The sequence below is a fragment of the Roseovarius gaetbuli genome (assembly GCF_900172365.1).
Taxonomy (GTDB): Bacteria; Pseudomonadota; Alphaproteobacteria; order Rhodobacterales; family Rhodobacteraceae; genus Roseovarius; species Roseovarius gaetbuli.
Map to the genome: position 1 here is coordinate 1 of NZ_FWFJ01000049.1, position 23,599 is coordinate 23,599.

At 58.5% G+C, this 23,599-nt stretch carries 21 protein-coding genes, 1 tRNA gene and 2 pseudogenes; 12 read left to right on the top strand and 12 right to left on the bottom strand.

All coding sequences use genetic code 11. The features are described 5' to 3' along the window. Positions 1 to 339: 339 nt before the first annotated feature. The 6 genes from ROG8370_RS17120 to ROG8370_RS17145 form a co-directional block, all read right to left on the bottom strand. The gene (locus tag ROG8370_RS17120; protein ID WP_085828384.1) at positions 340 to 627 is read right to left on the bottom strand and encodes a helix-turn-helix transcriptional regulator; all 288 of its coding nucleotides are present in this window, start codon (positions 625 to 627) and stop codon (positions 340 to 342) included. Between the two features lie 1,120 nt (positions 628 to 1,747). After that, positions 1,748 to 1,900 (bottom strand): hypothetical protein, encoded by a 153-nt coding sequence (locus ROG8370_RS20660; protein ID WP_170925285.1) that lies wholly within the window; start codon positions 1,898 to 1,900, stop codon positions 1,748 to 1,750. After that, positions 1,897 to 2,499: a relaxase family protein gene (locus tag ROG8370_RS17130; protein ID WP_245827466.1), complete on the bottom strand. Its 603-nt coding sequence runs from the start codon at positions 2,497 to 2,499 to the stop codon at positions 1,897 to 1,899. The genes ROG8370_RS20660 and ROG8370_RS17130 overlap by 4 nt, the downstream gene beginning before the upstream one ends. Continuing rightward, the gene (locus tag ROG8370_RS17135) at positions 2,493 to 2,921 is read right to left on the bottom strand and encodes a plasmid mobilization protein (protein ID WP_245827468.1); all 429 of its coding nucleotides are present in this window, start codon (positions 2,919 to 2,921) and stop codon (positions 2,493 to 2,495) included. The genes ROG8370_RS17130 and ROG8370_RS17135 overlap by 7 nt, the downstream gene beginning before the upstream one ends. A 41-nt stretch (positions 2,922 to 2,962) precedes the next feature. Continuing rightward, on the bottom strand, positions 2,963 to 3,817 hold the full coding sequence (locus ROG8370_RS17140; RefSeq protein ID WP_085828386.1) for a hypothetical protein: 855 nt from the start codon (positions 3,815 to 3,817) through the stop codon (positions 2,963 to 2,965). A 144-nt stretch (positions 3,818 to 3,961) separates the two neighbouring features. Further along, a tRNA-Arg gene (locus ROG8370_RS17145) sits at positions 3,962 to 4,038 on the bottom strand. Between the two features lie 139 nt (positions 4,039 to 4,177). Between ROG8370_RS17145 and ROG8370_RS17150 the strand changes: the two genes are divergently transcribed. The 5 genes from ROG8370_RS17150 (at position 4,178) to pnp (ending at position 10,238) form a co-directional block, all read left to right on the top strand. After that, positions 4,178 to 5,203 (top strand): LacI family DNA-binding transcriptional regulator, encoded by a 1,026-nt coding sequence (locus ROG8370_RS17150; RefSeq protein ID WP_085828387.1) that lies wholly within the window; start codon positions 4,178 to 4,180, stop codon positions 5,201 to 5,203. Between the two features lie 111 nt (positions 5,204 to 5,314). Continuing rightward, a complete protein-coding gene (locus tag ROG8370_RS17155) occupies positions 5,315 to 6,283 on the top strand; it encodes an NAD(P)-dependent oxidoreductase (RefSeq protein ID WP_085828403.1) in 969 nt (322 codons plus the stop codon). Between the two features lie 138 nt (positions 6,284 to 6,421). After that, positions 6,422 to 7,513 (top strand): calcium-binding protein, encoded by a 1,092-nt coding sequence (locus ROG8370_RS17160; RefSeq protein ID WP_245827470.1) that lies wholly within the window; start codon positions 6,422 to 6,424, stop codon positions 7,511 to 7,513. A 147-nt stretch (positions 7,514 to 7,660) separates the two neighbouring features. Beyond that, on the top strand, positions 7,661 to 7,930 hold the full coding sequence (gene rpsO, locus ROG8370_RS17165; RefSeq protein ID WP_073197640.1) for a 30S ribosomal protein S15: 270 nt from the start codon (positions 7,661 to 7,663) through the stop codon (positions 7,928 to 7,930). Positions 7,931 to 8,096: 166 nt separating this feature from the next. Next, the gene (pnp, locus tag ROG8370_RS17170) at positions 8,097 to 10,238 is read left to right on the top strand and encodes a polyribonucleotide nucleotidyltransferase (protein WP_085828389.1); all 2,142 of its coding nucleotides are present in this window, start codon (positions 8,097 to 8,099) and stop codon (positions 10,236 to 10,238) included. Between the two features lie 277 nt (positions 10,239 to 10,515). Here pnp and ROG8370_RS17175 read toward each other — a convergent pair whose 3' ends face one another. From ROG8370_RS17175 to ROG8370_RS17185, 3 genes and pseudogenes are all read right to left on the bottom strand, one after another. Then, positions 10,516 to 12,105 (bottom strand): GMC family oxidoreductase, encoded by a 1,590-nt coding sequence (locus ROG8370_RS17175; protein ID WP_085828390.1) that lies wholly within the window; start codon positions 12,103 to 12,105, stop codon positions 10,516 to 10,518. Between the two features lie 57 nt (positions 12,106 to 12,162). Beyond that, positions 12,163 to 13,154: pseudogene (locus ROG8370_RS20295) on the bottom strand (Hint domain-containing protein). An 86-nt stretch (positions 13,155 to 13,240) separates the two neighbouring features. Further along, positions 13,241 to 13,699 carry an Lrp/AsnC family transcriptional regulator gene (locus tag ROG8370_RS17185; RefSeq protein WP_085828392.1) on the bottom strand — a complete coding sequence of 153 codons (459 nt, stop codon included), beginning with the start codon at positions 13,697 to 13,699 and terminating at the stop codon, positions 13,241 to 13,243. A 138-nt stretch (positions 13,700 to 13,837) separates the two neighbouring features. Between ROG8370_RS17185 and ald the strand changes: the two genes are divergently transcribed. Further along, complete coding sequence (gene ald / locus ROG8370_RS17190; RefSeq protein WP_085828393.1) at positions 13,838 to 14,950, top strand: alanine dehydrogenase; 1,113 nt, start codon at positions 13,838 to 13,840, stop codon at positions 14,948 to 14,950. 61 nt (positions 14,951 to 15,011) lie between these two features. Here ald and tnpA read toward each other — a convergent pair whose 3' ends face one another. Together tnpA and ROG8370_RS17200 are read right to left on the bottom strand one after the other, a co-directional pair. Then, positions 15,012 to 15,428, bottom strand: coding sequence for an IS200/IS605 family transposase (gene tnpA, locus ROG8370_RS17195; protein WP_085825361.1), 417 nt, complete (start codon positions 15,426 to 15,428; stop codon positions 15,012 to 15,014). Between the two features lie 196 nt (positions 15,429 to 15,624). After that, positions 15,625 to 16,584 (bottom strand): L-malyl-CoA/beta-methylmalyl-CoA lyase, encoded by a 960-nt coding sequence (locus tag ROG8370_RS17200; protein WP_085828394.1) that lies wholly within the window; start codon positions 16,582 to 16,584, stop codon positions 15,625 to 15,627. 255 nt (positions 16,585 to 16,839) lie between these two features. Between ROG8370_RS17200 and dgcN the strand changes: the two genes are divergently transcribed. The 5 genes from dgcN (at position 16,840) to ROG8370_RS17225 (ending at position 21,248) form a co-directional block, all read left to right on the top strand. Beyond that, on the top strand, positions 16,840 to 17,841 hold the full coding sequence (dgcN, locus tag ROG8370_RS17205; RefSeq protein ID WP_085828395.1) for an N-acetyltransferase DgcN: 1,002 nt from the start codon (positions 16,840 to 16,842) through the stop codon (positions 17,839 to 17,841). Between the two features lie 64 nt (positions 17,842 to 17,905). Next, positions 17,906 to 18,871 (top strand): N-acetyl-D-Glu racemase DgcA, encoded by a 966-nt coding sequence (dgcA, locus tag ROG8370_RS17210; RefSeq protein WP_085828396.1) that lies wholly within the window; start codon positions 17,906 to 17,908, stop codon positions 18,869 to 18,871. Between the two features lie 4 nt (positions 18,872 to 18,875). Continuing rightward, on the top strand, positions 18,876 to 19,736 hold the full coding sequence (locus tag ROG8370_RS17215) for a D-amino-acid transaminase (protein WP_085828397.1): 861 nt from the start codon (positions 18,876 to 18,878) through the stop codon (positions 19,734 to 19,736). 102 nt (positions 19,737 to 19,838) lie between these two features. Then, on the top strand, positions 19,839 to 20,330 hold the full coding sequence (locus ROG8370_RS17220; protein WP_085828398.1) for a VOC family protein: 492 nt from the start codon (positions 19,839 to 19,841) through the stop codon (positions 20,328 to 20,330). A gap of 54 nt (positions 20,331 to 20,384) precedes the next feature. Then, positions 20,385 to 21,248, top strand: coding sequence for a branched-chain amino acid aminotransferase (locus tag ROG8370_RS17225; RefSeq protein ID WP_085828399.1), 864 nt, complete (start codon positions 20,385 to 20,387; stop codon positions 21,246 to 21,248). A gap of 53 nt (positions 21,249 to 21,301) precedes the next feature. Here the strand turns inward: ROG8370_RS17225 and pncB are convergent, their stop codons facing one another. Further along, positions 21,302 to 22,594, bottom strand: a complete 1,293-nt coding sequence (pncB, locus tag ROG8370_RS17230; RefSeq protein WP_085828400.1) for a nicotinate phosphoribosyltransferase — start codon at positions 22,592 to 22,594, stop codon at positions 21,302 to 21,304. 881 nt (positions 22,595 to 23,475) lie between these two features. On the opposite strand from pncB, the pseudogene ROG8370_RS21640 reads away from it, so the two are divergent. After that, positions 23,476 to 23,599, top strand: a pseudogene (locus ROG8370_RS21640) (IS110 family RNA-guided transposase); the annotation flags it as partial.

The following is a 23,599-nucleotide window of genomic DNA, read 5'->3' on the forward strand; positions in this document are numbered from 1 at the left end:
GATAGAAAACGCAGTGTTTGCCGGTGTCATATTGCATGATCGTACCCTCAGAAAAATGAGCCTCCGACCCGGCTGCGGCTCATTTTTCTGAGGGTACGATCATAAAGCGATTCTTTCACGCTGAAGCAGGTCCGACTGGAAGTCGGAGGGTTTGCTCCACGGCGTGGATACTTAATCCGCTGACTTGTCGTTCAGTCCACCCTATAGACCACCTTTCCCGCGGGGATACTTGGGGTATGTGATGGTGAACTTGCACTCAAAATCTGTTTAGCCACTCAGCGCCACTACCAACCACCAGATTCCTAGCATGCCACCCCCCACAATGGGTTGCGATTTCATCTATTTCGAGGCCAAAGCCTCGGCAAAGCGAATAAGCGCGGCCTTGTCCTCTGGGCTAAGCTTTTGCAGTAATTCCGCTATGCGCTGGTTTTCGCTAGCAGGCGAGGCAAATAAGTCCTCAATTCGTACATCAAGGGCGGAGGCAATAGCGTTAAGGCGCAGCGTGTTGGCTGTGCGGGCTTCGCTTTCAATCATGGAAAGCTGCGACCGGGACATGCGGGATTTTTCCGCTAAATCGGTCTGGGTCCAGCCCCGCGCAAGTCTCAGCTCTTTTATTCTTAATCCCATCGGTCAGATATCCGTTGATAAAGGAGGTAATTGAAAAGCTTCGTTCTCTTCTTTGCCTGGCATCCTAAAATATTGCTGTAGGCATACCAATAAAGTTCTCCTTAACCATTTGGCCCTTACAGCCAAAGCAATGCACTAGGGCGGCCAGCGCCGCCTTAGCCTCGCAGCCCGATTGCGGCATCCCTCATCGCCGCCGTATCCTGTTTATACCTTGGGACACTAACTCATGTCTCGTGCCTCTTTGCCCAGAAACGAGGCCAACCGGCGAATGGCTTCCATCTGCTTCGTCCTGAGGCCATGTTTGTAATTGGGATGGGCTGAACCCGATGGCGCACCACCGCCAGCGCCGTGCAGGCGGCACACGTTCCAACCTTGCTTAGAAGGGCATTGGCATCGTTGCCCTGTGCTCTTGGCCGTAGCGCTGCATCTGGGCGCATCTCTGAGCCAGGTCTAAGGTAAGGTTCGGCAGTGGGATTTTCGCGACATCCACCATCGCACTCGCGGCAACGGTATTGTTTTGATTATGAGCGCTGAGGCACGTAAATGCAGGCGAAAACCTATGCGTTGCTAAGCAAACGAAACGCCAACTATGATTGAGACAAAAAATACGAACTCAATCAGTCCAGTGCTTGCTATTGCTTCGTGCACAAATCGTCTCACCGGCTCCAGTGATACCGCTGCAAGAAAACCTATCATGCCGCACATCATAAGCAGGAAGATCAATATTTCCATCTTGATAGTTTTCTAATCCGGTTTCTCCCTAGACACTCTAATTTTACATTGTGACGGCTTTAGGGGGAAAGTTTGCCGACCGGATGACATCCGAACTGGGGTATTCCGCTTCGTTTGAGCTAATCGATGTCATTGCTAATATCTCGAGCCTCCCTGCTGAGAACTGCAGCCAACCGCCGCAGTTCCTGCATCTGCTTGGTCCTGAGCCCATGACGATAGTTTGGGTGTTCTTCACCAGTTGGTTGCCCACCGCCAGCGCCATGCATTCGGCAGACGGGCCAGCCTCGAACCGCAGGATTTTTGCATGGAAGGCCAGTGCGCTTGGACCGAGCAGCGCATCGCAGCGCCGCATGTGCACTTTGCATGGGGTTAGCGTCACTTTTCATGCTCAGCCCTCCCCCCGGTGGCTTACGTCGCCCACAATCGCCTGTCCGCCGCTCTCAACATTAACGCGCTCGACACGCACCGTTTGCTGGGCCTTGGCGCGATGACGTTTCAGCGCCTCCATCTGGGTCGTGAATGTCCTTGTGAGTTTGGTCATGGCCCGTTCTGCGCTGTCCTTGCCAGCCAAAGACGTGGACGAAAGATACCGCCGCGATGCGTCCAGCGCGCAGATATGAACCGCCGCCATTTGCGCCGCCAGCATCGTTTCAATCTCGCTTTCAGGTTCGATGCTCTTGATAAACGCAATGACGAATTGCAGTGACGCCTCCTGCATCTCTCCTTTGGCCGCAGCTCCAAGCGCGGTGTGCAGAAATGAAGCTCGACGCGGTCTTCGTGGGTATGTCGGACCCAAAGCACCTCATATTGCGTCGGGTCCAGCCCCGCGAAGGCCAGCCGCTCGAACCCGTCCATGACCTCGGCCTGCTGCTCCTCGGTCGGGGCGTCGGTGGCGGCAAAGCTGATCACGCCCGCACGATAGGTCCACTGGTGGCGACTGGCGTCAATCAGGGCTTCAGTGCGGTCGGGATTGCCGCGCAGGACTTCCGGCAAAGGTTCCCGCGTGACGGCCATGGGCTGACCGTCTGCGTCACGGATCAGGTCGCGGTTGTCGTCATAGGCCAGTACCTTGTCCGCGACGAGGTAGCCGACCGGACCAGCGCCCGCGCCTTTGCCGTTGCGAAAGAACTTGATCAGCATCGGCGCGCGGCCTCGACGATCTGGGCAAGCTGGCGTTCGATGGTCAGCAGGCGGCGGGCGACACTCAGCGCGTCGAGGTCAACGCGGCCTGTCAGCATGGCGCGGTTCAGCCAGCGGGCAATCTGGTTGAGGTTGCCGCCAATGCGCCCGACCGCCAGCACGAGCGCCGGATCAACGCGGGGGATGGGCTTGCGGCGACGGGCTTCGGTCAGGCCAAGCGCCTCGCGCAGCAGGGTCGCGGAGGGCAGGCCAGCCGCCTCAGCCTTGGCGCGCAGCTGGGCCTTCTCTGCCGCTGTGCACCGGAAGACGAATGTCTCGGTCAGCGGCTCTTTGGTGCGGGCTTTTCCCGCGCCGGTGGGGTTCGAAGGGGAGGCTTGCCACCCCTCGCAAGGTCCCGTGTCAGCAGCGCCAGCGTATGACATGGGTCGCCTTGCTGTTTGCTCTTCGGTGGGATCGGTTGCGGTCATGATCTGAGGCCTGCGGCTTGGATTTGTGCCTGTGTCACCAGCTTTGAGGCAAGCAACACCGTCACTTGTGGTGCCGTGATGTGTGTGCACATTGGACTGCGATCACTGATCCAACAGGCCAGCCGCGCATGGTGATCTGCGCTTGCAGCTTGGGCTTCCTCCCGCTTGGCGCGGATATCTTTGATGTATCCTTGCCAGCGACGCGACTGGAACCAGTTGTCGGAAAAGCAGACCTTGGAACGGGTGAACCCTGCGCTGTCGGTTGCGTAGGCCTGGACGGCTTTCAGCAAGTCCTCCGGTGCGATCCCGTCCTTCATGGCCTCTTCGATCTGGGCAAGGCAGGCCGCTTTGCCGCGCAGCCGGTCAGGTGGATACGCCGCCAAAATCTTCTCAGCTTCTTCATTCTCCGCCGCCTCGCGCTTGCGCGTAGGTGGTTTATGGATGGTTTTAGGATGGTTTGGGGGCCGTGGTGGCCCCGGTACACCGGCCACAGTGGCCCCCGTACCGGGTCCAGTCTGGACGGGGGCCACTGTGGACCCCGTCTGAATCTTAGGCTCTAACGTGCGTTCAAGTGCCTCAACCTTGCTCAGGTCGATCCGGTAGACGACGGTGAATCCGTTCTTGCAGGTCCGCGCGCCGGTCTCGACAAGGACGCCTTCCTTCAAGAACTCGCGCACCGTCCGCTTGACCGTGGTCTCGCCCAGCTCCGTGTGTCGCTGAATTGTTCCCTTGGAACACCAGATGCCAGACCCATCGTCGCTGGCTTTGTCAGCCAGAAACATGATGATCTGCTTGCGCGTTGCGCTGCCGAACTTTCGTTCCGCGCATGTGTTTGCGACCCGCCAGCTCATTAAAAGGCCCCAAAGTGCGCAAAGACGTGCGAATTTTGTACGAAATTTCCGCTGTTTCCGCCGAATTCGGCCCGAAAGCTCTCGGGAGTTTCTGCAAGCTTCTGCGCAAATCCCTGTAAATAAGCCATATTTTTCAAGTGTTTTTGGTGACCCCGACTGGATTCGAACCAGTAACCTGCCCCTTAGGAGGGGGCTGCTCTATCCAGTTGAGCCACGGGGCCACGCGGGGTTTTCATTACCCCTCCGGAAATGATTTGTCATCGTCCGATTTACCACCACGCACCCGGCGCTTGGCTGACCGCTTGATCAGGGCGTGCTGTTCGCGGTAACACTTGGGAAAGACCTTGCAGGAAAACGACCTTGGCCCAAAAAGATAACCACCCGCTGACCCTGCGCGATGTTTCCGAGGCGGCTGGCGTGTCCGAGATGACCGTGAGCCGGGTCTTGCGCAACAAGGGCGATGTGTCGGACGGCACCCGCACGCGGGTTCTTGAGGCCGCGAAACGGCTTGGCTATGTGCCCAACAAGATTGCGGGCGCGCTGGCGTCAAACCGGGTCAATCTTGTGGCGGTGATCATTCCGTCAATGTCGAACATGGTGTTCCCCGAAGTGATGACCGGCATTAGCCAAATCCTTGAGGAAACCAGTCTTCAGCCGGTTGTGGGCCTGACCGGGTATCGTCCTGAAAAGGAAGAAAAGGTCCTTTACGAAATGCTATCGTGGCGGCCCTCTGGCGTGATTATCGCCGGGCTTGAGCATTCCGATGCCAGCCGCGCCATGCTCCGCGCGAGCGGTATTCCGGTGGTCGAAATCATGGATGTCGACGGCACGCCGATCGATTCAGTGGTCGGCATTTCCCATCGCCGCGCTGGGCAACAGATGGCACAGGCGATCATCAAGGCCGGGTACAAACGCATCGGATTTTTGGGCACCAAGATGCCGCTCGATCACCGGGCGCGCAAACGCTTTGAAGGCTTTACCGAGGCGCTTGCCAAGGCCGGCATCGAGATCGCCGATCAGGAATTCTATTCCGGCGGCTCGGCCCTTTTGAAAGGGCGCGAAATGACCGAAGAAATTCTGCGTCGCACCCCGGATATTGATTTTCTCTATTATTCCAATGACATGATCGGCGCAGGCGGGTTGCTTTACCTGCTGGAAAAAGGCGTGGACATCCCCGGTGAGATCGGGCTTGCCGGGTTCAACGGGGTTGAGCTTCTCAAGGGTCTGCCACGCGAATTGGCCACGATGGATGCCTGCCGCCTTGAGATCGGGCGCAAGGCCGCCGAGATCATCGCGCGCCGCGCCGAGGCCGACGCGCCAACCGATCCCGAGCGTATCGTGCTTGAGCCGAAGATAAGCCTTGGCGATACCCTGCGCCTCGCCTGAGCCCCGAGATTTCTTCGCCCTTTCAGCATTTCGCTTTTGCATTTGTCGCGCGAATCGCAAAAGGCTTGTGCCAACGGCCCCGATGGGGGCGGACAAGCGGGGACAACAAAAATGAAAATCGGATTTATCGGGCTGGGCAATGTCGGCGGCAAACTTGCCGGTTCAATTCTGCGCAACGGGTTTGACCTTACGGTGCGCGATCTTGACGACTCTCTGGTGCAGGACTTCGTGACCCGCGGCGCAAAAAGCGCCAACAGCCCCAAGGAACTGGCCGAGACCTGTGATATTATCATCACCTGCCTGCCCTCGCCCGCCGCCTGCTCTGCGGTGATGGAGGCCGAAGATGGCATTCTGGCCGGGATCAGCGAGGGCAAGATCTGGGCGGAAATGTCGACCACCGATGAAACAGAGGTGAAACGCCTCGCCGGGCTGATAAGCGCCAAAGGGGCCTCGGCGATTGAATGCCCGGTTTCCGGCGGCTGTCACCGGGCCGCCACCGGCAATATCTCGATCTTCGCAGGGTGTGACCGTGACACGTTTGACCGGATGTTGCCGATGCTGACGACGCTTGGCCGTCGCGTTCTTCATACCGGCCCCATCGGAACTGCATCGGTCCTCAAGGTGATGACCAACTACCTGGCCACTGCCAACCTTCTATCGCTATGCGAGGCGATGGTGACGATGAAGGCGGCAGGGCTGGATATGGCAACGACTTACGAGGCGATCGTAATTTCCTCGGGCACGTCCTTTTCCGCCGAAACCGAAGGTCAGATCATCCTGAACGGAAGCCGTGATATCTCCTTCACCATGGACCTTGTCAAAAAGGACATTGGCCTGTTTCAGCAAGTCGCCGATCGCGCCGGCGTGCCGCTTGAAATCAGCCCCCTGATGGTCAGTATCTTCAACGACGGTATTGAACGGTTCGGCGAAAGAGAGCTGTCGCCCAATATCATCAAGCGGCTTGAAGAGGCGACCGGTCTTGATGTTCTCGCACCCGGTTTTCCGGCCGAACTGACCGATGAAGAGCCCGAAGAGCCGGGGTACGAGGTGGTGCCAAAGGGCCGCATCCCGGCGGAATAAGACTGGCGCACTGCGCGCATTAACCATTTATTAAACAATTCATTGCTCGAATGGGCGATTGGTGGCCTTATTCGGCGGCCTATTGTGCCTATAGAGTGAGCGTGTGAAATGTTGTTTCTTGCTAGTCTAATCGGAATGATGGCAGTCGGGGCAGCCACCTTTGTTGGCTTGGACCCGGCCCAAGACGATTCGGAAGACACGGATCGCGGCAACAGCACCACCTCGGAAGACAATTCAGGCGACAATGGTCTCGACACCGCAGAACCCGACCTTGTCCAGCAAGCCTTTGATGGCTTTGAGGGAGGCGAAACAGCGTCTGCTTCACCGGTGGCGTTTGGCCTGTCTCTAGTCGAGCCCGAGGATGACAGCGACGGGCGCGATCATGAGAGTTTCGACGGCGACGACAAAACTGGCGACATCATAAGCGGTGACGATGATCTCAATACTATCGGGGGCACCGTCGGCAATGATCAGATCAACGGCTATGATGGCGATGACACCGTCACCGGTGGCGGCGGCGACGATCAGATGTACGGCGGCTTGGGCCGGGATGACATTCACGGCGAGGATGGCGAAGATACTCTGCACGGGGGTGACGACGAAGACGAGCTTTTTGGCGACGATGAGGACGATGACCTTTTCGGCCATAACGGACAGGATAGTCTTGAGGGCGGCAGCGGCGACGATAGCCTTGTCGGCAGCGCAGGCAATGACCACCTGCGCGGTGACGACGGCGATGATGCCCTGCATGGCGATCTTGATGATGACACGCTGGATGGCGGCATGGGCCAGGACACGCTTTTTGGCGGCTGGGGCGACGATGTCGTGAATGGTGTAACCGACGATGACACCACCGAAGAGGCCGATGATATCGACGGCCGTGATTACCTGAATGGCGGCGGCGATGACCTTATCATTGCCGGGCGCGATGATATCGTAACCGCAGGTGCAGGCGAGGATTCGATCGTGCTCGGCGATTGGCTTTCGCAGGATCATCAGGCCGAAGTGCTTGATTTCTCTGCCGCCGAAGACTCGCTGATGGTGTTTTTCGATGATAGTGATGGCACCGACCCAGAGGTCAGCCTTGAGGCCGATGAAGAAAACGGATCTAATCAGCATATTGTGCTGAACGGCGTGCGCATCGCGATGATTGCCAATGCCGGGGGGCTGTCGCTTGATCACATCACCCTGCTGCCGCAAAGCAGCTTTGGTACGACAAACGGCCTGTAACCGGCTAGCGCGATTCGCGCTTTCTTTTTCGCCAAAATTCCCCTATACGCGCGTATCCTTCGGGCCCGTCCCGAGGCGATCTCTAATGGACCTGGCTGGACGACATCCCGGCCTGTGCCCGCAACATTGACTTAAAAGGAGACCCCGATGTCGATTACCGTAGAAGAAAAAGAACGCGTCATCAAAGAATTCGCAACCAAAGAAGGCGACACCGGCTCGCCCGAAGTACAGGTTGCAATCCTGACGTCGCGGATCACCACGCTGACCGAGCATTTCAAAACCCACAAAAAAGACAACCACGGTCGTCGTGGCCTTTTGAAAATGGTCGCCCTGCGCCGCAAGCTTTTGGACTATGTAAAGTCCAAGGATGAAGGCCGCTACCGCGACCTGATCCAACGCCTCGGTATCCGCCGCTAAGACAAATGCCGCGCCCCTAAACGGGCGCGGTTTTTACATGATCCGATTGTTGCGCTCTACTGGCTTTGCGGGGGTAACAGGATGAAGAAAAGCCGCGGGGCAATGTGGCCCCGGATGCAAATGGGCCCGACGGGATACGCCCGATACGGCCAACTTAGGAAACGTGATGTTTAAAGAGACGAAAAAATCGATGCAGTGGGGGGAAGAAACCCTCACACTGGAAACCGGCAAGATTGCCCGTCAGGCCGATGGGTCTGTCATTGCCACGCTTGGTGAAACCAGCGTTATGGCAAACGTGACCTTTGCCAAAGAGCAAAAACCGGGAATGGATTTCTTCCCGCTGACGGTTCACTATCAAGAGAAATATTATGCGGCCGGCAAAGTGCCCGGCGGCTTTTTCAAGCGCGAAGCACGCCCTTCGGAAAAAGAAACACTGACCGCGCGCCTGATCGACCGTCCGATCCGCCCGCTGTTTGTACCGGGGTTCAAAAACGAAACCCTCGTGATGTGTACCGTTCTGAGCCACGATCTGGTCAATGACCCCGATATCGTCGCGATGATCGCAACCTCGGCCGCCCTGACCATTTCGGGCGCACCGTTCCGTGGCCCGATCGCCGGCTGTCGCGTTGGTTTCTCGGATGGGGAATATATCCTCAACCCCGAGATCGACGATATGCACAACCTGCGCAACAACCCCGAGCAGCGCCTTGATCTGGTCGTCGCAGGCACCAAAGACGCCGTGATGATGGTCGAATCCGAGGCTTACGAGCTTAGCGAAGAAGAAATGCTTGGCGCCGTGGCCTTTGCCCATGAGCAAATCCAACCGGTTTGTGATCTGATCATCTCGCTCGCCGAAGATTGCGCGAAAGAGCCGTTCAACTTTAGCCCGCCGGATTACTCCAACCTCTACGCGGCCGTCAAAGCCGCTGGCGAAGACAACATGCGCGCCGCATTCGCAATCCGTGACAAGCAAGAGCGCACCCATGCGATTTCTGCCGCACGCGATGCGATCAAATCCAAGCTGAGCGAAGAACAGCTTGAAGATGGCAACCTTGGCTCGGCCTTCAAAAAGCTGGAATCAAGCGTTCTGCGCGGTGATGTCGTCAAGAACGGCAACCGGATCGACGGTCGTCGTCTGGATGAAATCCGTGACATCGTGTGTGAAACCGGCCTCTTGCCGCGCACCCACGGCTCTGCTCTGTTCACCCGCGGCGAAACCCAAGGCCTGGTTGTGACCACGCTTGGCACCGGCGACGACGAACAGTTCATCGACGCGCTGCACGGGAATTTCAAATCGAACTTCCTGCTGCACTATAACTTCCCCCCCTATTCGGTGGGCGAAGCCGGGCGCGTTGGCCCTCCGGGACGTCGTGAAATCGGCCATGGTAAACTTGCATGGCGCGCACTTCAGGCGGTTCTGCCTGCGGCAACCGATTTCCCCTACACCATCCGTCTTGTGTCGGAGATCACTGAATCCAACGGCTCAAGCTCGATGGCGTCGGTTTGTGGTGGCTCCTTGTCGATGATGGATGCGGGCGTTCCGCTCAAGACATCCGTTGCCGGCGTGGCGATGGGCCTTGTGCTTGAAGATGACGGCTCTTTCGCGATCCTGTCGGACATCCTTGGTGACGAAGATCACCTTGGCGACATGGATTTCAAAGTTGCCGGCACCTCCGAGGGCATCACCTCTTTGCAAATGGACATCAAGGTCGCGGGCATCACGCCCGAGATCATGAAACAGGCGCTTGAGCAGGCCAAAGCAGGCCGCATGCACATCCTGGGCGAAATGGACAAGGCGCTTTCCGGCGCTGCTGACTTCAGCATCCACGCCCCCCGGATCGAAACCATGCAGGTCCCGACCGACAAGATCCGTGAAGTGATCGGCTCGGGCGGTAAAGTGATCCGCGAGATCGTCGAAGTGTCGGGCGCCAAGGTCGACATCAACGACGAAGGCATCATCAAGATCGCATCCCCGAACGCGGATTCGATCAAGAAAGCCTATGACATGATCTATTCGATCGTGGCCGAGCCCGAAGTTGGCCAGGTTTACGATGGCAAGGTCGTCAAGATCGTTGATTTCGGTGCCTTCGTGAACTTCTTTGGCAAGCGCGACGGTCTGGTCCACGTAAGCCAGATCGAAAACCGCCGCCTGAACCATCCCAGCGATGTGCTCAAAGAAGGTCAGGACGTTAAGGTCAAGCTGCTTGGCTTTGATGATCGCGGCAAAGTTCGCCTGTCGATGAAGGTCGTCGATCAGGAAACCGGCGCAGAGGTTACACCTGAGAAAGCCGAAAAAGACGACGAGTGATCACCGTCTTATTCTAGATCAAGGCCCCGACATTTTCGCCGGGGCCTTTTTTGTGCCCAAGGTTTACGCAACGTCATGCGAAATTTGACCCAAAGGTAAGGTTTTCCATACGGGACAAACGCATGTTTTTTCCCCATGTACGGTGGCGTACACTGTGACAAAAGTGGTTCAGTGACCAGTTGCAGAATTTGCTTTTTGATTGACTGCTGTGCGCCATCACTCACGATACTGCGTACCAGTTGGGGCCCCGGTGGAAACACCGGGGCTTTTGACAGTCTCAGGGGCGTGCATCGGCCAGGATCATATCGGCCGCCTTTTCCGCAATCATGATCGTCGGGGAATTGGTATTGCCGCTGGTGATCGTCGGCATCACGCTTGCATCGACAACCCGCAACCCACCAATCCCGCGCAGCCGAAGACGCGGATCAAGCGGCGCACCGTCGTGCGTGCCCATATGCACGGTGCCGACCGGGTGAAAGATCGTGGTGCCAATATCGCCCGCCGCCGTCATAAGCTCTGCTTCGGTTTGCGCGGTTGGCCCCGGCTTGATCTCTTCGGGGGCATAGCGCTGCATCGGGGCCTGATCCATGATCTCGCGCGCCACCCGGATCGAGGCCGCCGCAACCTGCTGGTCACCTTCGGTCGATAGGTAATTGGGCGCAATCACCGGCGCGTCTTGCGGGTTGGCCGAGGCAAGCGAGATCCGCCCCCGGCTTTCCGGTCGCAGATTACAAACACTGGCCGTCATCCCCGGAAAATCATGCAGGCCCTGACCGAAGGCCTCAAGCGACAGCGGCTGAACGTGAAACTCAAGGTCGGGCGTCACAAGGTCGGGCCGGGACTTGGCAAAGGCGCCAAGCTGGCTCGGGGCCATCGACATCGGGCCGGATCGCTTCAGCATGTATTCCAACCCGATCGCCATCTTTCCAAGCATCGAATTGGCCATGGTGTTCAGGGTCTTCGCCCCGGTCAGACGCCAGGCACAGCGCAGCTGCAGGTGATCCTGAAGATTGCCGCCAATAGCGGGGGCATTGTGGTGCACCTCAACTCCATGCTGCGCCAACTCCTCGCCCGGCCCGATACCGGACAGATGCAAGATCTGCGGACTACCGACCGCCCCGGCGCTCAGGATCACCTCACCCTTGGTGCGCGCCACCTTCACCTCGCTGCCTTGCCGGTATTCCACCCCGACGGCGCGCCCACTGTCAATCAGCACGCGCTGCGTATGCGCCTGGGTTTCAACCTTTAACCCCGGCCCGCATTCCGCGCGCAAAAACGCCTTGGCGGTGTTCATCCGCCAGCCGCCCCGCTGGTTTACCTTGAAATAGCCGACACCCTCATTGTTGCCGGTGTTGAAATCCTCGCTAAGCGGCAACCCCGCCGCCAGCGCCGCATCGCGCCAGTGGTCAAGTACATCCCAATGCAGGCGCTGATTATCGACCCGCCATTCGCCCCCCGCGCCATGCATGTCGGACGCGCCATCAACATGATCCTCGGAGCGTTTGAAATAGGGCAGAACATCATCCCAACCCCAGCCGGTATTGCCCATCTGCCGCCAGCCATCGTAATCCGCCGCCTGTCCGCGCAGGTACAGCATGCCATTGATCGAGCTGCACCCGCCAAGGATCTTGCCGCGCGGGTACAAAAGGCTGCGCCCGTTCAGCCCCTGCTCGGGTGCGGTTTTGAAACACCAATCGGTGCGCGGATTCCCGATGCAGTAAAGATACCCCATCGGGATATGCACCCAATGATAGTTGTCGCGCCCGCCGGCCTCTAGCAAGAGCACCTTTTGCCCGGCCTTGCTTAGGCGGTTGGCCAGAACACAGCCCGCACTTCCGGCGCCGACGATAATGTAATCCCAATCCATGCCTTGCCCTCTTTCAGGGCCTCAGAGTGCTGCAAAGTCACGGAACAGACAAGCGCCTCAGAGCGCTTTGGCGGTCATCGCCGGAATACGCGCCCCGACAATACAGCGCGCCTCTCGATAGGTCAGAATGGGGCGCGCGGCGCGAACGCCCACCTGCCCAAGACCCCTGATCTCGGGCAGGTCTTCTGACATCAGGGTGTCGGCCATATCGCCAAGCAAGAGGCTTTCACAGGGCGCGCCACCCCCGGCATTCAAGATCTCGTGCTGCTCCAGCAGAAGATGCAGATAGGTGATCTCATGGCAGGGCTCTAATCGTATGTCACGTCCATTGATCAACGCCTTGGCCGGGACAAGAACCTCGTGATGGCCGAAGAGTAGCTCGGCCATGGGCGAGGCGACCATCACCCGATGCTGCTGCGACAGGCGCATTGGCCTATGATTGCCAATTGCGCCCGGATCAAAACAGACCGGCGCATTGCGCCCGGCCCCGACCACGGTTTTGCGCCCCGTCCAAAGAATTTCCGGCGCCCATGATCCCGCGTTGAAACATAATCACCAGCAGACAGCGTTTCGATCGGTTTTGGGCCATATGGCGTGCCGATAGTGACGCCCATGGCGAAACACACATAGGCATGGGTATAGGTCGCATTCTGATCAGTAGTGTGAAACTCCGGCGGAACACCGCCGTTGAAATTGTCGAAGTACCAGGATTCGAGATCAAAACTTGGCGTCCAGACGACCTGCGCCAGATCGCCGTTTTCATCCAACCCCTCGAACACGATAACACCGCCACCATCGCTGGGCGCGTCGTCGCTTCGGATCACGGTCGCATCCAAAATCGTCCCGCTGCTCACACCGGACCAGCTTACGGTATAGGTTTCGCCAACCTCAAAAAGGTTCGGGTCGGTGTCACCCTCCTGTGACGTGACCGTCAAATTGGTGGAGCTTGTCGGCGGATAATCGAATTTTGACCGCCCAGGGCTGCTGTTGACATTGCTCCCCGTGGAAACGGCAAATTCATTATCCAGCCCGTTGAATGTCTTGACCATGCCCCAACCTTTCGTTGGGGGGTACAGTCACATCCGGAGGCTGAAAACGTGCTTAACGGCGGCGCAAAATAAACCGCGCATTTGACTTAAACTGGCAAGGCTGTGGTCTTGAACACCGTGCGCAAGGCAAAGCTTGATTGCATCTTGGCCACACCGGGCAACCGCGTCAGGTATTGGCGGTGAATACGGGCAAAGTCTTCGGTATCCTCGGCGACGACCTTGAGGATGTAATCGGCACTGCCGGCGGTCAGATGACATTCAAGCACATCAGGGATACGCGCCACCGCTTTTTCAAAGGATTCAAGAACTTCGTCGGCCTGGGTGTTCAGGGTTATTTCGACGAAAATCGTCGCCGGTACGCCCATCTTGCGGGCATCCAAAAGGGCGACATATCCCTTGATATAGCCCTCTGCCTCAAGCCGCTGCACCCGCCTGTGACAGGCACTGGCCGACAGGTTGATCTCGTCCGCCAGATCCGCATTGGAAATCCGCCCACGTTTTTGCAAAATCGTCAACAAGCGACGATCATTCGAATCAAGTGACATCCGCGCAAGACCTTTCTAATATTTCCCACACAATTCGAATATACTTCACAAATTTCTCTGAATGACGAGCGAAATTTCAACCCTCTTGCTTGCCGCCTTTGACACTGTGGCGACAAAACGCAAACAGGAGAGAGCCCAATGAAGATCGGTTGCCCCACAGAAATCAAGCCGCAGGAATACCGCGTCGGCGTCACCCCCAATGCCGCATTAGAGGCCGTGAGCCAGGGCCATGAGGTCTTGATCCAATCCGGTGCCGGCCTTGGCGCGGGGTTTGACGATGCCGCCTATGAGGCCGCAGGCGCCCGGATCATCGACACCGCCGCGGAAATCTTTGCCAGCGCCGACATGATCGTCAAGGTCAAGGAACCTCAGCCGGTCGAGCGCAAGATGCTGCGCCAGGGCCAGCTTTTGTTCACCTATCTTCACCTCGCCCCGGATCCCGAACAGACCAAAGACCTTCTGGCGTCGGGCTGTACGGCGATTGCCTATGAAACCGTGACCGACCGCTCTGGTGGTCTGCCGCTTCTGGCGCCGATGTCCGAAGTTGCGGGCCGTCTGGCACCACAGGTCGGCGCCTGGACCCTGCAAAAGGCCAACGGCGGTCGCGGCGTTCTTATGGGTGGCGTGCCCGGTGTCGGCCCGGCCCGCGTGATCGTCATCGGTGGTGGTGTCGTTGGCACCCATGCCGCCAAGATCGCCGCCGGCATGGGCGCGGATGTGACCGTGCTTGACCGGTCGCTGCCGCGTCTGCGCTATCTTGATGACGTCTTTGGTGGCACCTTCAAGACCGGCTACTCCTCGGCCGGTCTGTTGGAAGAGCTGCTGCCGCTGGCCGATATGGTGATCGGCGCGGTCCTTATCCCCGGCGCTGCGGCCCCCAAGCTTGTGCGTCGTGATCAATTCCCGATGATGAAACCCGGCGCGGTTCTTGTGGATGTGGCGATCGACCAGGGCGGTTGCTTTGAAACCTCGCGCGCCACCACCCATCAGGACCCGATCTACGAGGTCGACGGCATCATGCATTACTGCGTCGCCAACATGCCCGGCGCGGTCGCCCGCACCTCGACGCTGGCGCTTGGCAATGCCACCATGCCGTTCATGCTTGCCCTGGCCAAAAAGGGGTGGAAACAGTCCTGCGCCGATGATCCTCACCTGCTGAATGGTCTGAATGTGCATGCCGGTCAGCTTACATACGAGGCCGTCGGCGCCGCCCTTGGTATCGACACTGTTGATCCCAAATCCCTGATCTGATCAGAAACAACACCGGGCGGATTTGGCAACAGCCTTTCACCGTTCCAGAAATACTGAACCACTACCGGCTGGCGCCGGTAGGATCAGCGATGTGCTGTTCCAGGTACTGAAGTACGATGTCTTCCGTAATGGCACCGTTGGTGGTTGAAAAGTATCCTCGGCCCCAAAATCGGCAGCCCCAGTAGCGCTTTCGGATGGCTGGAAACTCCCGTTGCACCTTGTGGGACGAACGGCCCTTCATCTTGCGCACCAGATCCGAGATGGCGAGCTTCGGCGGCACCGAGACGAACATGTGGACGTGATCGCTCGACAGCACCCCGCGCAAGATGTCGACCTCGTTCTCGCGGCAGACCTGCCGACAGATGTCGCGCACCCGCAGTCGCAGTGCCCCCGTCAGCACCTTATAACGGTACTTGGTCGACCAGACGATGTGGTAGCGGTGATAGAAAACGCAGTGTTTGCCGGTGTCATATTGCATGATCGTACCCTCAGAAAAATGAGCCTCCGACCCGGCTGCGGCTCATTTTTCTGAGGGTACGATCATAAAGCGATTCTTTCACGCTGAAGCGGGTCCGACTGGAAGTCGGAGGGTTTGCTCCACGGCGTGGATACTCAAGAAAGCGGCGCGCCCCTCAGGACGCGCCGCTTTGGTTTTCACGCCAGAAAGTTCAGGCTTATTGCGATGCAATCATCTCGGCCTGTTTCACGATCACTTCGGCTTGTTTGATGCTGGCGATATCCACCAGACGCCCCTTATAGGTGGTCGCGCCCTCGCCCCGCGCCTTGGCCTCTTCCATAGCTTGCAGGATTTCACGCGCCTCGTTCACGGCCTCGTCCGAAGGCGTGAAAATTTCGTTGGACAGCGCGATTTGCTTGGGGTGAATCGCCCATTTTCCAACCATCCCAAGAGTGGCAGACCGGCGCGCCTGCGCCCGAAAGCCTTCATCATCGCTAAAGTCGCCAAAGGGTCCATCAACCGGCAAAAGCCCATGGGTCCGACAGGCCGCAACAATCGCCGTTTGCGCCCAGTGCCAGGGATCGGACCAATGGCGCTGACCCTCGTGGAGCATGTAATAGTTCTCCTGCGTGCCGCCAATCCCGGTGGTCGACATGCCCATTGAGGCCGCGAAATCGGCGGCGCCAAGGCTCATCGCCTGAAGGCGCGGGCTGGCGGCGGCAATTTCTTCGACATGCGAGATGCCGGCAGCGGATTCGATGATCACCTCAAAGCTGATCGGTTTTTTGCGCCCCTTCGCAGCCTCGATCGAGGTCACAAGCGCATCAACAGCATAGATATCCGCGGCACAGCCCACCTTGGGGATCATGATCTGATCAAGGCGGTCGCCGGCCTGTTCCAAAAGATCGACCACGTCGCGATACCAAAATGGTGAATCCAGCCCGTTGATCCGCACGCTCAGGTATTTCTTGCCCCAATCCACCGTATTGATCGCTTCAATCGTATTCTTGCGGGCAATATCCTTGTCACTGGGGGCAACCGAATCTTCCAGATCGATATTGATCACATCCGCCGCACTGGCTGCCATTTTCTCAAACAGTTTGGTGTTCGAGCCGGGGCCGAACAGCTGACAGCGGTTGGGGCGGGCGGGGGCGGGGGGTTGCAAGCGAAAGCTCATATCGGGTGGCTCCGTGGTTAAGGAAATTGCGTATTTCTCGCGCCATTGGTTATGAAATTGCGCGGGCAATCGCAAGCTGCTTTTCCTGCGGCTAAATCAGCCGCTACATTCGCAATTGGTCGAAGAAAATTCGCAGAATTTTCTTATTCATCGAAGGATCATATGCAAATATGCTTTTTTCCAGAGATTTAGAAAGATAATCGCGCTCAATTCGTAGGAAATTGCCACAAACCAGAGCTCTTGGAAGGACACGCTGTGATCGAGACCCCCTATCTTCTGTTTCTGGGCGATGCGCCCGACATGCTGGCCGCCAAGGTTGCCATCGGCATCCGTGACTGGCGTCCGGAGAACGCCGTGGGACAGCTGCGCTTGCCGGGCTGCGGCGCCGATCTCGGACTGGCGGATATGAGTCTGGACGAGGCCAAGGCGGCAGGGGCAAAAACCCTGGTGATCGGCGTTGCCAACCGGGGCGGGGTGATCAGCAAAGAATGGAAGAAGGTGCTGGTGACGGCGCTGGAAGAGGGTTTTGACTTGGCATCTGGCCTGCATAACCTCCTGCGTGATGAACCCGATCTGCGCGCAGTGGCCGAGGCGACCGGCCGCGCCCTGCACGACGTGCGCGTGCCATCGCTCAGCTATCCGATTGCCGATGGCAAGACGCGTCGCGGCAAACGCTGTCTTCCCGTTGGCACCGATTGCTCGGTCGGCAAGATGTACACCGCCATGGCGATGGAGCGTGACATGATCGCGCGCGGCCTAAAGGCCACGTTCCGCCCGACCGGCCAGACCGGCATTCTGATCACGGGCGACGGCGTGCCGCTTGATGCGGTGGTGGCCGATTTCATGGCCGGGGCGGTGGAATGGCTGACACCGGACAATGACGACGACCACTGGGATCTTATCGAGGGACAGGGCAGCTTGTTTCACGTCTCGTTCTCGGGGGTGACCATGGCGCTCATTCACGGCGGTCAGCCGGATGCGCTTATCCTGTGTCATGAACCCACCCGCAGCCACATGCGCGGTTTGCCAGAGTACACCCTGCCGTCGCTTGAGGCGCTGCGCGACATGGCGCTTCCGATTGCGCGCGTGGCGAACCCCGCTTGTCAGGTGGTCGGCATATCGGTCAACACCCAGCACATGAGTGAAGAGGTCGCGCACGCATATCTGGCCAAAGTAGAGGCCGACATGGGTCTTCCCGCCACTGACCCCTATCGCTTTGGTGCGGCCAAGCTTGTGGATGCGCTTGCGCGCCTTTGATAGGTATGGGCGTGATTGCAGGAAAGGGATTTGAGTATTTTTGGAACGATGAAAGGGCTGGGCCATGCAGATTGACGTAACCCGCGACGTGTTCAAGCTGGCGCAGGTCTTTACCATTAGCCGGGGGTCACGGACCGAGGCGCAGGTTCTGACCGTCAGGGTCACCGACGGGGGTGTAACCGGCTGGGGCGAATGCGTGCCTTATGCGCGGTACGGCGAAACCCTTGAGAGTGTCACCAACGAAATCATGAGCCTGCCCGATCAGATGACGCGTGCGGCGCTTTATGATCTCTTGCCTGCCGGCGCCGCGCGCAACGCGGTTGATTGCGCGCTTTGGGATATTGAGGCCAAGCGAACCGGCCAACGCGTCTGGCAATTGGCCGGCCTGCCGCAACCGGGCCCGGAAATCACGGCTTATACCCTGTCGCTCGACAGTCCCGAAAAGATGCAGGCGCAGGCCGCGCAAAATGCCCATCGCCCGATTTTGAAGATCAAGCTTGGCACGCCCGATGACATGCCCCGCCTTGAGGCTGTGCGCATCGGCGCGCCGCAGACACAGATCATCATTGACGCCAATGAGGGCTGGAGCGCCGAGGTTTATGCAGATCTTGCGCCGCATTTGTTACGCCTCGGTGTTGCGCTTGTGGAGCAACCGTTGCCCGCAGGCGAAGATGACGCGCTTCTCGGAATGGAGCGGCCGGTGCCGGTCTGTGCCGATGAATCCTGTCATGACCGCGCCAGCCTTGGCGGATTGAGGGGCAAATACGATGTGGTGAACATCAAGCTCGACAAGACCGGGGGCCTCAGTGAGGCGCTCGCCCTGCGCGACGCGGCACTTGAGCAAGGCTACCAGATGATGGTCGGCTGCATGGTCGGATCAAGCCTTGCCATGGCCCCTGCGACGCTTGTGGCGCAGGGCGCGATGGTGACAGACCTTGACGGGCCGCTTCTTCTGGCCGAAGACCGTGAGAACGCTTTGACATTTGACGCCGCCGGGGTGCACCCGCCCAGGCCCGAGCTTTGGGGATAACACCATGCGCACTGTTTATGTAAACGGCCAATACCTGCCTGAGACCGAGGCAACCGTGTCGATCTTTGACCGCGGATTTCTTATGGCGGACGGGGTTTATGAGGTGACCAGCGTGCTGGGCGGCAAGTTGATTGATTTCGGCGGGCATCAGGCGCGGCTTGAACGCTCGCTGGCCGAGCTTGATATGAAAAAGCCCGCCGCCTTTGATGACCTGCTGGACATTCACCGCGAATTGGTGCGCGTCAACGAGATCGAAGACGGTCTTATCTATCTTCAGGTCACGCGCGGCAGCGATGGCGACCGCGACTTTGCCTTTCCCGACCCCGAAACCACCGAACCGACGCTTGTTCTGTTCACGCAATCCAAGCCCGGCCTGGCCAATAGCCCGGTTGCGAAAACCGGGCTTCGGATCGTGTCGATCGAGGATATCCGCTGGGGTCGGCGCGACATCAAGACGGTCCAACTGTTGTACCCGTCGATGGGCAAGATGATGGCGAAAAAGGCCGACTGCGATGATGCCTGGATGGTCGAGGATGGCTTTGTCACCGAAGGCACCAGCAACAACGCCTATATCGTGAAGGGCAACAAGATCATCACCCGCGCCCTGTCGAGCGATATCCTGCATGGCATCACCCGCGCCGCCGTTTTGCGCTTTGCCCGCGAGGCGCAGATGGAGGTCGAGGAACGCAACTTTACCATCGACGAGGCGAAATCGGCGGACGAGGCCTTTGTCACCTCGGCCAGCGCCTTTGTGATGCCGGTGGTGGAAATCGACGGCGCATCGGTTGGCGACGGCACGCCGGGGCCGCGCGCCGCGCGCCTGCGCGAGATCTATCTTGAGGAAAGCCTAAAGGCGGGGATCTAAGCCACCTGCGCATTTTTGCACAGAACATGGGCAGATAATGGGAGTTGAGCGTTCAGCGCGCAGTGTCATAGTCTAGGGGCAGATAACGAAAGGCCCCTGACCATGACCCCCGTTCACCCCCAGACCAGCATCGGCCATGTCCACCTTAAGGTGGCAGACCTTGACCGCGCGATTGACTTTTACCAAGGCGTGCTCGGCTTCCAGCTTCAGCAGAAATACGGCACCCGCGCGGCGTTTCTGTCGGCGGGTGGCTATCATCATCACCTTGGCCTTAACACCTGGGAGAGCCTTGGCGGGAAACCCGCGCCCAAGGGGCACACCGGGCTCTATCACACCGCGTTTCTCTATCCCGATCGCGCGCAATTGGCCGATGCCCTGCGCCGCGTGCTGAAGGCCGGGATCGCGATTGAGGGCGCGGCGGATCACGGGGTCAGCGAGGCGATTTATGTCTCTGATCCCGATGGCAACGGGGTTGAGCTTTACCGTGACCGCCCCGAGGTTGAATGGCCGCGTGATGCGCAAGGCGAGCTTGCCATGGTCAACGACCCCATCGACCTTGAAGCGCTTTTGGCCGACGCCCCGCCAGAGCACTAGACGCCCGCGCGCGCCCGGCCTAATCTGCGGCCAACCCAAAAGGAGAGATCTCAGATGGCCACCGGCACCAATATTCGAACCTATTTTGACGGGCGCTGGCATGACGGCGATCTGGCGGTTATTCGCGCGGCGGATCATGGTGCCTGGCTTGGCACGACTGTGTTTGACGGCGCGCGCTTCGTCGATGGGATTACCCCCGACCTTGACAAGCATTGCGCGCGACTCAACGCCTCGGCACGGGCCTTGATGATCACGCCCACGGTTGAACCCAAGCAGATGGAGGCGATTGTTCGCGAGGGGCTTGCGGCCTATCCAAGCTCGGCGGCGATCTATATCCGGCCGATGTATTGGGCGCTGGATGGTGGCGATCTTGGGGTTTTGCCAAAAGAAGGCTCGACCGGGTTCGCCATCAGCCTTGAGGAAATTCCGATGCCGCCAGAGGGGTTCTCCACCACGCTCTGTCGCACCCGGTTTCGCCGTCCGGTGCTTGAGGATGCGGTGGTCAATGCCAAGGCGGGCTGTCTTTATCCCAACAACGCGCGGATGCTGAAAGAGGCGCGGGATCGCGGCTTTGGCAATGCCTTGGTCGCCGATGCCCTTGGCAATGTCGCCGAAACCGCCACCGCCAATGTCTTTGCCGTCAAGGATGGCGAAGTGTTCACACCGATCCCCAATAGCACATTCCTGGCCGGGATCACCCGCGCGCGCCACATCAAGAACCTGCGCGTGGCGGGGATTGCGGTGCATGAGACCGTCATAACATTCGACGATTTCCACGCGGCGGATGAGGTGTTCCTGTCCGGCAACCTGATGAAGGTCACGCCGGTTTCGGCCTTTGAAGACACGCAATATCGCCCCGGACCAATGACCGAGAAGGTACGGCAATTGTATTGGGATTGGGCGCAAACGCCGGGATAAGGCGCGTGGGTTTCACCCACCCTACGGGCCAAGGACAGGTTTGGGAAACGCCTTTAAACCACGACATCCAAGGCCTCTTGATCCCCGACGCCGAACACCCGTTTGTAGCGGGCGATTTCGTCGGCGGGGCCCATCGCCTTGCGCGGGTTGTCCGATAGTTTGACGGTCGGGTGCCCATTGGCCGAGACCGCCTTGCACACAAGAGAGAACGGCGCGAGGGCGTCGTCAGCTGTCAGGCCACGGAAATCATTGGTCAGCAAAGTGCCCCAGCCAAAGGAACAGCGCACGCGGCCCGAAAACTGTTTGTGAAGCGCGATGATCTTGTCAACGTCAAGCCCGTCGGAAAAGATCACCATCTTTTCGCGCGGGTCTTCACCGCGCTCTTTCCACCAGCGGATCGCGGTTTCGGCGCCGGTCGCGGGATCGCCGCTATCAATGCGAATGCCGGTCCACCCGGCAAGCCAATCGGGAGCATCGCGCAAGAATCCTTCGGTGCCGTAAGTATCGGGCAGGATGATCCGCAGGTTGCCGTCGTGTTCTTCGTGCCAGTCGCTCAACACGTCATAAGGCGCACGCTTGAGCGCGACGTCATTCCTGGCCAAAGCCGCATAGACCATCGGCAATTCATGCGCATTGGTGCCAATCGCGGCAAGGTCGCGGTTCTTGGCGATCAGACAATTCGAGGTGCCGACAAAGGCATCGCCAAGCCCCTCGGTCATCGCCTGCACGCACCAATCCTGCCAGAGAAAGGAGTGGCGGCGGCGGGTGCCAAAATCGGCAATCCGAAGATCGGGGATATCGCGAAGCTTTTCGACTTTTTCCCAAAGCTTGGTCATCGCGCGCGCATAGAGCACCTGAAGCTCGAACTTTTTCATCGTGTTGAGAACGGCACGCGAGCGCAGCTCCATCAACACGGCAAGCGCCGGAATTTCCCAAAGCATAACCTCGGGCCAAGACCCCTCGAAGGTCAGCTCGTATTGCCCGTCACGCTTTTCAAGGTGATAGGGCGGCAGGCGCAGGGTTTCGAACCAATCCATGAATTCGGGCGTGAACATCTGGCGTTTGCCATAAAACGTATTGCCGCGCATCCAGGTGCTTTCGCCCCGCGACAGCGACAGCGAGCGGATGTGATCAAGCTGTTCGCGAAGCTCGCCCTCGTCGACCAATTCCGCAAGGCGGATGGATTTGGTGCGGTTGATCAGCGAAAAACGAACCTGCGTGTCGGTCTTGTTGCGAAACACCGATTGGCACATCAGCAGCTTGTAAAAATCAGTGTCGATCAGGGATCGCACAATCGGGTCGATCTTCCATTTGTGATTATGAACACGGGTGGCGATATCGACCATTGGCACGGCTCCGGTAAAAACATTGCTCCGGTTAAATCAAAGGGGGCGCAGGCGCGCAAGGCAAGTGGGCGCTTCAAGGCAAAGTTAGGCTATATTCCGGGGCTTGTCGCCCGCAATGCGGACCTGGCTGTCGTTTGGTGTGCCGATCCTTCTATCCGCTTCCCTCGTATGACCTATGACCACGGCCCCGCCCAACGACGCGATTTGACAATGGTCAATTGACGCGCAACCCTTTGATGTAGTTTCCAATCAACGGGTATTTCCACGCCAGATACAAAGGAGGGGCATCGCCAGCAGATATGCGTTTAAGCCTCCTTAGAGTATTTGGTTATGTGATCGGCGGGCTCTGGACCGCTTGGGGCGGGCGCAAGCGAATTGAAGCCAGGCAGCTTCGCAACCTTCGGCGCCTCGTGGATAAAGCGCGGCGCGACTCCCCCCTTGTTTCATCGGCTGTATGCGGATCTTCCCGCATCAAACGAGATCGAACTCTGCGACTTGCCGGTAACCCAAAAACCCGATCTGATGCGGAACTTCGATGACTGGCTGACGATCCGGTCTCTTTTCCTCGAAAGGGCCCGCGAACATCTGCGAGACATCCAAAAGGTTGGTGTACCAATCGACGGTGTTGCCATTTTTCAGACCTCCGGGACATCCGGCGAACCTGCGGTCGTTGTACTGCCCTCTTCGTTCGTGGAATCCAACTGGTCCAGACCAAAGAGAAGGTTTTCGAGGTGCGACTGAACCACTACCGGCTGGCGCCGGTAGGATCAGCGATGTGCTGTTCCAGGTACTGAAGATGGGGTGGTTGCCGCCCTCCCCTGACGGCATCGCAATGTGCCAAGATGGTGGTCTGTAGACCATCTAACGGAGAGGACGGCAAAATGAAGGATACAATGATTAGTGTAGATCTGGCGAAGAGTATTTTCCAGGTTCACGGGGCATTGCTGTCGGGGAAGGAACAATTCCGCAAAAAACTGACACGGCCCCAGTTCTGGAAATTCATGT